General features: G+C 42.3%; 9 protein-coding genes. 3 read left to right on the top strand and 6 right to left on the bottom strand.

Annotated elements, in window-relative coordinates:
• Nucleotides 1-197: 197 nt before the first annotated feature.
• The 4 genes from CHX27_RS13495 to pnuC form a co-directional block, all read right to left on the bottom strand.
• Complete coding sequence (locus tag CHX27_RS13495; protein WP_094487282.1) at nt 198-2,402, bottom strand: TonB-dependent receptor; 2,205 nt, start codon at nt 2,400-2,402, stop codon at nt 198-200.
• Between the two features lie 185 nt (nt 2,403-2,587).
• Nucleotides 2,588-2,989: an alternative ribosome rescue aminoacyl-tRNA hydrolase ArfB gene (gene arfB / locus CHX27_RS13490; protein WP_094487281.1), complete on the bottom strand. Its 402-nt coding sequence runs from the start codon at nt 2,987-2,989 to the stop codon at nt 2,588-2,590.
• Nucleotides 2,986-5,082, bottom strand: a complete 2,097-nt coding sequence (locus CHX27_RS13485) for a DUF4301 family protein (RefSeq protein WP_094487280.1) — start codon at nt 5,080-5,082, stop codon at nt 2,986-2,988. Before CHX27_RS13485 ends, arfB begins: the two co-directional genes overlap by 4 nt.
• On the bottom strand, nt 5,040-5,648 hold the full coding sequence (pnuC, locus tag CHX27_RS13480) for a nicotinamide riboside transporter PnuC (RefSeq protein ID WP_094487279.1): 609 nt from the start codon (nt 5,646-5,648) through the stop codon (nt 5,040-5,042). Before pnuC ends, CHX27_RS13485 begins: the two co-directional genes overlap by 43 nt.
• Before the next feature lie 79 nt (nt 5,649-5,727).
• Here pnuC and CHX27_RS13475 point away from each other — a divergent pair, with 79 nt between their 5' ends.
• The gene (locus tag CHX27_RS13475; RefSeq protein ID WP_094487278.1) at nt 5,728-8,499 is read left to right on the top strand and encodes an outer membrane beta-barrel protein; all 2,772 of its coding nucleotides are present in this window, start codon (nt 5,728-5,730) and stop codon (nt 8,497-8,499) included.
• Nucleotides 8,500-8,820: 321 nt separating this feature from the next.
• On the opposite strand, the gene rnhA is transcribed toward CHX27_RS13475, so the two are convergent.
• Entirely contained in the window at nt 8,821-9,288 is a 468-nt protein-coding gene (rnhA, locus tag CHX27_RS13470) for a ribonuclease HI (RefSeq protein WP_094487277.1), read from the bottom strand.
• Nucleotides 9,281-9,850, bottom strand: a complete 570-nt coding sequence (gene purN, locus CHX27_RS13465; RefSeq protein ID WP_094487276.1) for a phosphoribosylglycinamide formyltransferase — start codon at nt 9,848-9,850, stop codon at nt 9,281-9,283. The genes rnhA and purN overlap by 8 nt, the downstream gene beginning before the upstream one ends.
• Before the next feature lie 156 nt (nt 9,851-10,006).
• On the opposite strand from purN, the gene CHX27_RS13460 reads away from it, so the two are divergent.
• Both CHX27_RS13460 and fabF read left to right on the top strand, forming a co-directional pair.
• On the top strand, nt 10,007-10,243 hold the full coding sequence (locus CHX27_RS13460) for an acyl carrier protein (RefSeq protein WP_007137004.1): 237 nt from the start codon (nt 10,007-10,009) through the stop codon (nt 10,241-10,243).
• A gap of 158 nt (nt 10,244-10,401) precedes the next feature.
• Nucleotides 10,402-11,655: a beta-ketoacyl-ACP synthase II gene (fabF, locus tag CHX27_RS13455; protein WP_094487275.1), complete on the top strand. Its 1,254-nt coding sequence runs from the start codon at nt 10,402-10,404 to the stop codon at nt 11,653-11,655.
• The last annotated feature ends 2 nt before the right edge of the window (nt 11,656-11,657 follow it).

The raw sequence follows: 11,657 nt of genomic DNA, 5'->3' as shown, positions 1-11,657 counted from the left end.
GATTTTATCTTTCAACTTTAATTTGTTAAGAAAAAAGAACCCTTTACGGAAAAACCGTAACGGTAATTTCAGGAGAACGGTATGTTTGTAGGTTGTTTTATTTACATCTGAAGAAAAATGGAGTTTTACGATCAATCCGCGATTAATTCGGGTTTACAACTAAAAAAAACGTCCGATTAGTTAATCGGACGTTCTTTTTATAACTGAATGTTTAATCCGGCCAGAACATTAATTCCGGCCTGCGGATAATACACGACATAACCACCGCCAAAATCGGCACCGTTGGAAACAATATCTCGATCGAGAATGTTATTTACCAACACCGAAAAGCGCAATTGTTTGGCATACGCCTTCGGAATTACAGTATAACTTAAGTTTAAGTCGTGCTGGTGATAGGCATTTAATCGGGCATTGGCGTCGTTGAGGTTTGATAAATTCTGACGTCCGACGTATTTAGACAACAGCGCTGCAGAGAAATTCTTAAATGCATTCCAAGTAAATACATTTCCTGCAATCCACTCCGGAGAGAATGCAATTTCGGTTTCGCCCAGTGCCGTTGGAACGCCGTTAACGTCGGTAACAAAATCTTGATTGCGGTTTCGGCTAAACGTGGCGTTGGGTGCCCAGCTGAGTTTTTTAGTCAGCTGTACGTTAGCATCAAGCTCGATTCCCAAACGGTGACTTTTTCCAACGTTGGTTCGAATGGCATTGCCCACATCGTCGAGCGCACCGGTAAGCACCAACTGATCGCGGTATAGCATAGCGTAACCGTTTACTTGAAACGACACTTTCGAACCTTGAAAACGATAACCCAATTCAAAGTCATTTAGTTTTTCTGGTCGTACGCTACCCGTTTCGTAGTCGGTACGGTTTGGCTCGCGTTGTGCCTTTGCATACGATGCGTACAGCGATTGGTTGGGTTTTAAAAAGTACGTAACACCCATTTTTGGATTAAAAAACGAAAAACTGTCGTTTACGTCGGCTGGTGTGAGCGCTTCGGCGAAATAATTGATGTAGCGCCATTGCATATCGGCATAGAAAAGCCATTTATCGCTGGCCCGGAAATTGAGTTTAGCAAACTGATTTACTTCGTCTTTTCGTGCGTCTTGCTGGTAATAGCGACTGTCCGGCTCTAAACTGGTGGCCTCACGTGTGTACAGCACGTTACCAAAATGAAGTCCGTTATAGCGATTTACCGCACCGCCGTACACAAAATCGATTTTATCTTTCAGATACTTCAAGCTGTACGTGGCTCCGAAAAAGTCGTTATCGAGCCATTTCCGACGAATTAAATCGGTGGTAGCTGCCGCAGAAGTAAGACCGTAATCTGCCGGTGTAGCTCCTGAAATGTAGTTTTCAAAATAGCCTTTTCCTTGCGTTAGGTGTAAAGCGGCTGTTGCACTCCAATGAGAGCTGAACCGGTGCGTAAGATGCAACTGATAGTGATCTTGTCCGTAGTTATCAGTTTCGTTGCTGTAAAATTGCGGATTTCCGTTTGCGTCGGTGTAAAGTCCGGCGAAATTGAACGTTCGGTTGGTACGCAAGGTTTCGGCATCGATACCATACCACGCTTGGTAGGTTTGCTCGCGACCGCCGAAAACGAGTGCTTTTACGGTAGTTTTCTCCGAGCGATACGCGGCTTGAAAGAAATACGATCGCAGGTCGGAGAATGCGCGATCGATGTAGCCGTCGGAACTCAAATCGGAGATACGACCCGAGATTTCGAATTTGTTATTGAGTAATCCGGAACCAAATTTTAGTGTGTGCTTTCGCGAATTGAAGCTTCCTACTGCATTATCGATTTCGGCAAAAGCGGTTTCGCGAATTTTATCGGTTTGCAGGTTTAGGCTTGCGCCGAAGGCACCGGCACCGTTGGTAGAGCTTCCAACACCGCGTTGCAGCTGCAAACTTTCGGTAGAAGAAACGAAATCGGGTAAGTTTACCCAAAACGTACCGTGGCTTTCGGAATCGTTGTACGGAATACCGTTAATGGTAACGTTAACGCGTGTTGCATCGGAGCCCCGAACGCGAATTCCGGTGTATCCGAAACCGTTTCCGGCATCGGAGGTGGTAACAACCGAAGGCAAGAAATTGAGCAAGATGGGAATGTCTTGTCCGAGATTTCGGGTTACTAATTCGGTGGTTTTTAGGTTGGAGAACGCCAGCGGAGCGTCTTTTCCGGCACGTACGCCCGAGACGAGAACTTCGCTAAGTGTTTCCACTTTCGTGCTGTCTTGTTGCGTTTGCGCGAAAGCGCTTGGCAGACATAAAACGGTAACGATTGCTGCGCGAGGGATTGCAGCGGAAATCTTATTTGGCGACGTGAGTAAGCCAAATAAATTGGAGCGTAAAGCCCGACCCTTGTGGGCGCGCCCAAAAAAAGAAAATGATGATTTTTTCATCCGTAAAAAAATTTACGAATAAAAAGGGGTAATTATTCTGATTAATAATTACTTGTTGGTTTTTGCGACCGAGCGGCACGAGGCCGGTTATCGCTCATTCCCTTAGCAGCATTACCTGCTCAGGTTCATTAGGTATGATCTCAGCTCGTTATTTAGAGCACCCCTTTTGAGACGGCGCAAATGTATTAAAAATCGGGGCGTTTGCGCAAGAATTTTCGTTCCGACAGCATTTTTTTGGCCTGAATGCGGGCGCGAATGGCCTTGTTGGGCACCTTAGTAGCTTTGCGCTCTTTGGGCACATGCAGGGCTTTTTGAATCAGTTTAAAGAGCTTAGCTACAGCGAGTTTCTTGTTGGCAGGTTGTGTACGTGCTGAAGATTCGGTAACGAGTAAATCGCCGGTTTGCGTTGAGCTTGTCTGAAGATTTTTTAGAAGTAATTCTTTTTCGAAAGGTTCAAATGCTTGGGTGTTGACTACCGACCAGCGGATCAAAATTTTGGTTTCAACTTTATTGACGTTTTGCCCACCTGCGCCAGAACTTCGGGCGGTTTGCATTTGTATTTCGGTAAGAATTTGCTCGGTGTTCATGGCTGATGTGCCGGTTTAAGCAAATCGTTTACCGTTTTTACCGGATTAAACGTTTGAAGCGGTACTTCTACAAAAATGGTAATCCAATCGGCCATAGAGCCGTTCCATAAACCTGGAAGTTCATAGGCTTTAAACGATTGTCCGTCTTTCGATTTTTCGACGATAAAACCGCTATCTGGATCGACAAATTTGTGTAAATCGAACGCGTTGCCTTTAAAGTCCTTCACGGCACAAACTAAATCGACCGGATTAAAGTGCGTACTTCCGTCGAAAATGGCTTTTTGTTGCGGATCGTTCAGATTAATTTGCGCGGATTCGACAATTTGCAGGCTCTTTTGCTGATGTTTGTCGAGCACCCAAAACGGACCGCCGCCGGGTTCGCCTTCGTTTTTAACCATGCCACACACCCGGATGGGGCGGTTTAATTTTTCGAAGAGCCAAGCTTTTTTGAAATTGGCATCGGCCGAAAGAATGGTTGCGGATGCCGAAATATTTAGGTCGCTTTGAGCGAATTCTATCCAATTGCTGAGTTGTAAATCGACACCCGCTTCCAACTGTTGGAGAATTTCGAATACACGTTTTTGAATTTGAATTAGCTTTCCGGCGAGCATTTTCTTGTAAAAACTAATCGCTGGTAATGTTTTGTCTGAAACGTTATCGATATTTTTTATGAAAACAATATCGGCTTTAATACGATTTAGATTTCCTAATAGTGCCCCGTGCCCTGCCGGGCGGCAAACGAGATGATTTTTCTTGTCGTAGTACGGCAATCCTGTATTGGCTACTGCAATGGTGTCGGTTGCCGATTCTTGCACGGAGTAGCTCACATCGATTTTTGAAGAAGAGGTGTTGGGAAAAGCTTCGACTATGCTTTGGAAGTCGGCTTGAAATTCCGGGCTTATCGTAAAGTGTACGTGCGCGTTATGCTTGGTTTGGATATAAGCTAAGGCTTCTTCAAGGTGCGCATCGATTGGTGTTTTAACGCGGGCTACTGTTTTATGAAACGGTAGAACCGCTTTTGGTTTGGATGCGAAGTTGAAATGTCGGGATGAGAGCAAGAATTTGATAAAGTAATAATCTTTCAAATCTTTATTCCAGCGATCGAAATTGGAATAATTTCTTTTCAATTCGGCGATAACTTCGTCGTAGAAGGGGAACTTTTCTATTCCTACGAGAAAAACAGCCAGATCTTTCGCGTTGTGTTTGTTTATGTATGCGTTGATTGTGTCTTGGTCGGGTGCGTAATTTTCGAGGAAATCGAGCAAGAATTTAAACATACGACTAGCGGCTCCGGAGGCGGGAACAAACTTGGCGAGTGTGTAATTTGCTTTCTCTTCATCAAATATTCGGACAAGTTCGTCGTGTTGTTCTTGTTCCAAAACGAGTATGCCGTTTGCCGGTGTTGCCGGAGCGGCTAACTGTAGTGGTGCAATTCCGTTGTTTACAATATTAATGTGTTGCAACAGGTTAGGGATCGATAATTGATGCTTAAGCACCCACAAATAGTCGGCAGCTTTAAATTGATTTTGCAGCAATTGCAGCAGATTATCGATGTGTGCACTGGCGGTTGCTATACGTTCCGTTTGCGTTCCTTTAATTCGCGCGTAGGGTAAGTTTCGTTTTTTGAGAAACTTTTTAAATGCTCGAAACTCGTCTTGGCGTTGGTTTTGGTGTTGGCGAATTGAGTCGGCTTCCCAAGGTATATCTGGCTCTGTGAGTAGATAAAGATCGTACGAAAGCGTTGGTATTTCGTTTTCTAATTCTTCTGGAATTTTATTGTAATGGCATTCCGAATAGGCTGCGGTTAACAGCGGATTTGTATCGTAAAAAATGATGTTTGCAGGAGTTTGTTCGGCTTCCTGCTCGCTTTGCAGCTGCCCTTTTGCGATCGGTAAAATGTCGTCGAAAGTGCAATTTTGCTGGGTGGATTCGACTTTGTCTGCGATATATTTTCGGGCGAATTCAGGAACGTACGCGGCATTATACTTGGCTGCCAATTGTTTTGCCAAAGTAGTTTTGCCTGAAGATTCTGGTCCGAAAACGACAATTTTTAAGCCGCTAAACCGGTTATTTGTGTTAGTTTTTGTTTCCATTCATAATATGCACGGACGGCAAGGTAATTAAAGATTACATATTGTACGCCTAAAAAGTATAGCTCTCTATAAAAATAAAGCGGAATTACGATGAAATTGCCCACAATCCAAAGTTGCCAATTTTCTATTTTTTTGTGCGCCATGAAGTACATCGCCGAAAAAAAGATGGCTGATGCCAGTATGTCAAAATAATTTTCGGTTGCTAATGCTGTGTCAAACAAATAATACGCTATTCGCACAAAGAGCAGCGTTAAAACAAACAATAAAAAAGCAATGTATTTATCTCGCAAGTTTGCTTTCCCAATGCTATTTGCTTGTTGTTGTTGCTTACTGTTCCAAACCAACCAACCGTAAATACTCATAATTGTAAAATACGCATTTACAAGCATATCTCCGTAGTATGCTGCTTTATAAAGTAGATACGTTGTTATGGCAGTAGCTATAATTCCGGTTGGATATACCTTAATATCTTCTTTACGACCGTACCAGACACTTAAAATTCCGAAAATAAAAGCCAGCGCCTCAAGGGTTAAATCAAAAATGGGCTTGGTTATAAAATTTAACATAATTGGCTCTGCAACATGCTACTGTTTTCTGCGTTAGTATTCCTAAACTTTTTAATTTCGTCCCAAATTAAAACTCGCTATGAAAAATCTTCTTTACGTTATCTTTTTATTCTTGTGTACAACAATTCAAGCACAGCAAAAGATAGAAATAAAGGGTAAAGTTATCGATAAAAAAACAAAACTTCCGGTTTCATCAGCTACGATTTTTGTTAGTATAGCGAAAGACTCCAGCATGATCGATTATACCATTACCAATAATTCGGGAAATTTTCTGATGAATATCAAGAAGCCAAACACGGCTTTTTCTGTTAACGCTTCTTTTGTAGGTTATGAAACGCAAACCAAGGTTTTTGAAGGCACGGAAACGGATTACGATTTGGGTATATTGGAACTAGCAGAAGCTGCTAATGAATTGCAAGAGGTAATTTTAAAAGGATCGGCGCCACCGATTTTAATCAAGAAAGATACGCTGGAATTTAATGCTGCATCGTTCAAAACCGGACCGGATGCCAATGTTGAAGCACTCTTAAAACAACTGCCTGGTGTGGAAATCGACGAAGAAGGAAAAATAACAGTAAACGGTAAGGAAGTAAATAACATTTTGGTAAATGGGAAACCGTTTTTTGGAAAGGACGGTAAAATTGCCACGCAGAATCTTCCTGCTGAAATCATCGAAAAAGTTCAGGTAACTGATACTAAAACCAAATCAGAAGAGTTGTCTGGAGAAGCAGCAAGTAGCGAAAACAAAACTATTAATTTAACCATAGCTGAAGAAAACAACAAGGGACAGTTTGGTAAGATTATGGGCGGCTACGGTTCGGATGAACGTTATGAATCGAGTTTGTTATACAATCGTTTTAAAGGTGATCGGAAAGTGAGCGTTTTGGCTTCTTCTAATAACATAAACTCGATTGGTTTTTCTATGAACGAGATATTTGATAACATGGGCGGCGGGAGGAGTCGATCCGTGTATTACAACGACAATGGAAGTTTCGGCATCAACAACTTGCGTTTTGGTGCAAATGACACCGGTATTACACAGTCGAGCATGGTTGGTGTAAACTACCAAGACAAATGGCTTGGAAAAATTGATAATCAAGCTTCTTACTTCTTATCGAATACCGAAACACGTAATGACAATCGGAACAACACCGTAAACTTCCTACCCACAGGAACTACATTTTCGGAGTCGGCTGCAAGAACTCGTGCATTCTCAAACGGTCATAATTTTAGTTCGGAATTCGAGTATAAAATTGATAGCACCGCCAGTATTTTCTTTTCACCTTCGCTGGCGAAGTCGTTGGCAAAAAACTACAGTAGTAGAAATCAAACTACGAGAAACGAAGCGGGCGATGTGTTAAACGACAGCGAATTTGACAACGACTCACGAACGGAAAACGACCAGTTTACTGGAAATTTCACGTATTACAAAAGTTTCAAACGCAAGCAAGGACTTACCGTTGATGCTAGTTTAGACAACTCGCGCAACAACAACCTCACGCAAACTGCTTCGGCAACTACTTTCGCGGATCGTCCGGACGACATCCGAAATCAGCGGCAATTCGACAATTCGAAAAATAACAATTTTAATATTCAATCGGAATTCACCGCGAAACTCACCGATTCAACTAGGTATGCGTTAGGTGTGCGTTATGAACTTTTAGATTCGAAATCTGTTTTAGAAACCTTCGATTTTGATGCCGGTTCGGGCAATTTCGATAATTTAAACGCCGCTCAATCCAACGATATTCGCAGTAATACACAGAAAATTCGCCCAACAGCAGGCATTCAATGGAACAGCAAAAAAGTCAATTTTTCTGCAACCGTTGGTGCCGAATTTGTAAACTTCAATAACGAATCAGATTACTTAGGTATCAATACCGAATTAGACAAAAATTACGTATTCCCAGATGCTAATGCGTATTTAAGTTATCAGTTTTCGGAAAAGAAGAGCTTGTATGTAAATTACGATTACGACGTACAATTACCACAGGCACAACAAATTCTGCCCGTCGAAAACTTGTCGGATCCGTTAAATACTTTCATCGGAAACAGCGCGCTCGATCCTACGTACCAGCACTCGTTTTACCTCTCTTTTAACAATTACGACTGGGCACAACGAGCAGGTTTATTCACTTACAGCGGATTTACGTACTCTACCAACTCCATAGTTTCGAGCACGGTCTTCGACGATAGTTTCAAAGCCGTAACAACTTATGATAACGTGGGAGATACGTACAATTTTTACTTCGGTGGAAATTACAGCAAGAGCTACAAAAAAGGAACGAGAACCTTTAAATGGACAACGGCCATGAGTATGAGTGGTAATTTCTCACGCGGACTCACCAATGCTGTGGATTTTACCAATGAAAGCTATCGGATTTCACCGCGAGTGAATCTTTCGTATACGTTAGATAAAGTTATCGACATCATGCCTTCATACAACTATACGATGTTCTTGAACAATTACACCAACTATATTATCGATGAGGCAAATAATTTCACACACCGCGCTCAGCTACAATTTACCAGCTACGTGCCTAAAAACGTTATTGGCGGAATCGATTTTTCGTACAATTACAACTCGAATATTGCCGATGGTTTCAGAAAAGACTTTTATTTGATGAATGTAAGTTTAGGTTACGAATTTTGGAAGAAACAGCTTATCGCGAAGGTAAAAGTGTACGACTTACTCGACCAGAACTTAAATGCTCGACGTACGATTACGCCAACGGCAATTATCGACTCAGAAAACACGGTACTTCGTCGTTATGTGATGTTTTCACTGACGTATAACTTAAAATCGTTTGGCGATAAAAAAGACGAAGGCGGAATGATTATTATTCATTAATCGGCAAGCGCTTTAGTTTTTGCGTTTGATTTTGCGAAAAATAGCTTAACAAAAGTCCCGTTGTGCGAGATTAACCAAGTAGTAGACGATTAGATTTTGAAGGTGTTATATTTCCAGCACGCTCGTTGGACAACATACTTCAATTTAAAAATGGCCGCAGAAAGCCTTTTGTGATGGCATATATGCCAAAAAAGTGATTGTTTCGGGTGATACAATAGCCTATGGCAGCCGGACGGATTTTGCGCTTGCTAAACATTGCGATTCTAAGCAGCGAAACGCCCAGAAAAAGGAAAATGAACTAGCGTTCCATGAATACTTTAATTATGCTTCGTAATCTTCGTAGTATATATCAGCAGGTAAATTGGGTTTCATTGCTGCGGCTACTGCCAGAGCATCGCAGCGCTCGTTTTGTGGGTGCGCATTATGGCCTTTTATCCATTGAAAAGTAACACGATGTCGGCGGTACACTTGTAAAAATCGTTTCCACAAATCGGGATTCTTTTTGTCTTTAAACCCTTTTTGCACCCAACTGAACACCCAACCTTTCATAACGGCATCGACAACATATTTAGAATCTGACACCACCAAAACCTCTGCATTTTCTATCCGAATATGCTCTAAACCTACAATTACAGCCAGCAATTCCATACGGTTGTTGGTTGTGAGTCTGAAACCGCCCGATAGTTCTTTATAATGTGTAGTTCCTTCCTGAGCAAGTATAACTCCAAAACCACCTGGACCTGGATTGCCTTTTGCGGCGCCGTCTGTAAAAATCAGTATTCTACTCATCTGCGGTTAATAAATTATCGATGACGGCTGCAAAATGTTGGTGCTCGAGCGCTTGCACTGCAGCGGCGATTTCTTCGGGCGATTGACAATGAGCGATTGTAGTTTTCGCTTGAAAAATAAGCGCTCCTTCGTCGTAATGTTCGTTAACAAAGTGAACCGAAATTCCGGTTTCAGGCTCTTTAGCTTCAAAAACGGCACGGTGCACATGCATGCCATACATTCCTTTTCCGCCGTATTTAGGCAGTAAAGCCGGATGAATATTAATAATTTGATTCGGAAATGCGTGTACTAAGTACTCGGGCACTTGAAGTAAAAACCCAGCTAAAACAAGCAAATCGGGTTGATACGAACGCACTCTTTCGACAAACGAGGGTTCGGAAAATTCGACTTTGGAAAAAACTTCCGTTGGAATTCCCAGATCGTGCGCTCTCGAAAGTACGCCTGCTTGCGGATTGTTACAAAAAATTGCAGCGATCCGAACACGTCCGGACTGCTGGAAATACTGGTGAATAGAACTGGCATTGCTGCCGTTACCGGAGGCGAAAATTACAATGTTTTTCATGGCAGTTATCGAAATGCAAAGGAACAGTTTTTACCTAAAATGAATGGCCTTTTAAAACTAAAGTGAACAACAATTTGTAGTTTTTCGGCTACTTCAACCTTTTTAATTTAAAGTTTTTTATTTTTGCCAACAAATTAAATTTAAAAACAAGAAATTATGTCGGACATTGCATCAAGAGTAAAAGCGATCATCGTAGACAAATTAGGTGTAGACGAAAACGAAGTGGTAACCGAAGCTAGCTTCACGAATGATTTAGGAGCTGACTCACTCGACACAGTTGAATTGATTATGGAATTTGAAAAAGAATTTGATATTCAGATTCCGGACGATCAAGCAGAAAACATCGCTACTGTTGGTCAAGCAATTTCTTATATCGAAGAGGCTAAAAAATAATACTAACAATCCCGCTGCTGTTTGCTTGCGGGATTTTTATTTTTTAAAAAATCAGACTGTATTGCAGTCAACAACATTATATACCTATGTTTCATTATTGACTATTCAATAAAACATAGGTATTATTTTTTTACTTTTATCGCATAAAATTGTAGTATATGAGCTTGAAACGAGTAGTAGTAACCGGCTTAGGAGCCTTAACTCCAATCGGAAACTCTGTTGCCGAATACTGGGACGCCTTAATTCAAGGCAAAAGCGGCGCAGCTCCCATTACCTATTACGACACCGAAAAACACAAAACCAAGTTTGCTTGCGAAGTCAAAAACTTCAATATCGAACAATACATGGATCGCAAAGAGGCGCGGCGTTTGGACAAATTTGCCCAATATGCTATCGCTGCAAGCGACGAAGCCATTAAAGACGCCGGAATCACACACGATAATGTAGATAAATACCGAGTAGGTGTTATTTGGGGTGCTGGAATTGGTGGTTTAGAAACCTTCCAAGATGAAGTGATGTACTACGCGAAAGGCGACGGTACGCCGAAATTCAATCCGTTTTTTATTCCTAAAATGATCGCCGACATTGCTCCTGCGCACATTTCGATGCGAAACGGCTACATGGGTCCAAACTATACAACCGTTTCTGCCTGCGCTTCTTCGGCCAATGCCCTAATCGACGCATTTAATTACATTCGCTTAGGTATGTGCGATGTGATTATCTCTGGCGGATCGGAAGCCGCTGTAACCATTGCTGGTATGGGCGGATTTAACTCCATGCATGCGCTTTCAACCCGAAACGACAGCCCACAAACTGCCTCGCGTCCGTTCGATGCAAACCGCGACGGTTTTGTACTTGGCGAAGGTGCTGGAGCAATCGTGCTCGAAGAATACGAACATGCCAAAGCTCGCGGCGCAAAAATATATTGTGAAATTGGCGGCGGCGGAATGTCGTCGGATGCGTATCACCTTACAGCACCACACCCGGAAGGAATTGGTGTAATTGCCGTAATGAAAAATACCTTGCGCGATGCCAACATGAATCCGGAAGATGTAGACCACATCAACACACACGGAACCTCAACTCCGCTAGGCGATGTGGCCGAATTAAAAGCAATCAGTGCCGTTTTTGGTGCACATGCAAAAAACATCAACATCAACTCTACCAAATCGATGACGGGTCATTTGCTCGGAGCAGCCGGAGCTATTGAAGCCATTGCATCAATTCTCGCCATCAAATACGGTATCGTTCCTCCGACAATTAACCACGAAACGGTCGATGAAAACATCGATCCATCGTTAAACCTGACGCTAAACAAAGCACAAAAGCGCGAAGTAAATGTAGCGATGAGCAATACGTTTGGTTTTGGAGGTCATAACGCCTGTGTTTTATTTCGTAAACTCGTAGACTAATC

It is taken from the genome of Flavobacterium aurantiibacter (assembly GCF_002251775.1).
Lineage (GTDB): Bacteria > Bacteroidota > Bacteroidia > Flavobacteriales > Flavobacteriaceae > Flavobacterium > Flavobacterium aurantiibacter.
Note: the sequence above shows the minus strand (reverse complement) of the source record. Positions and strands in the feature narration are given on the sequence as shown.

Excerpts from the sequence above, each read along its gene's own strand:
- CHX27_RS13495 (WP_094487282.1), bottom strand. The coding sequence starts at position 2,402 with ATGAAAAAATCATCATTTTCTTTTTTTGGGCGCGCCCACAAGGGTCGG.
- arfB (WP_094487281.1), bottom strand. The coding sequence starts at position 2,989 with ATGAACACCGAGCAAATTCTTACCGAAATACAAATGCAAACCGCCCGA.
- CHX27_RS13485 (WP_094487280.1), bottom strand. The coding sequence starts at position 5,082 with ATGGAAACAAAAACTAACACAAATAACCGGTTTAGCGGCTTAAAAATT.
- pnuC (WP_094487279.1), bottom strand. The coding sequence starts at position 5,648 with ATGTTAAATTTTATAACCAAGCCCATTTTTGATTTAACCCTTGAGGCG.
- CHX27_RS13475 (WP_094487278.1), top strand. The coding sequence starts at position 5,728 with ATGAAAAATCTTCTTTACGTTATCTTTTTATTCTTGTGTACAACAATT.
- rnhA (WP_094487277.1), bottom strand. The coding sequence starts at position 9,288 with ATGAGTAGAATACTGATTTTTACAGACGGCGCCGCAAAAGGCAATCCA.
- purN (WP_094487276.1), bottom strand. The coding sequence starts at position 9,850 with ATGAAAAACATTGTAATTTTCGCCTCCGGTAACGGCAGCAATGCCAGT.
- CHX27_RS13460 (WP_007137004.1), top strand. The coding sequence starts at position 10,007 with ATGTCGGACATTGCATCAAGAGTAAAAGCGATCATCGTAGACAAATTA.
- fabF (WP_094487275.1), top strand. The coding sequence starts at position 10,402 with ATGAGCTTGAAACGAGTAGTAGTAACCGGCTTAGGAGCCTTAACTCCA.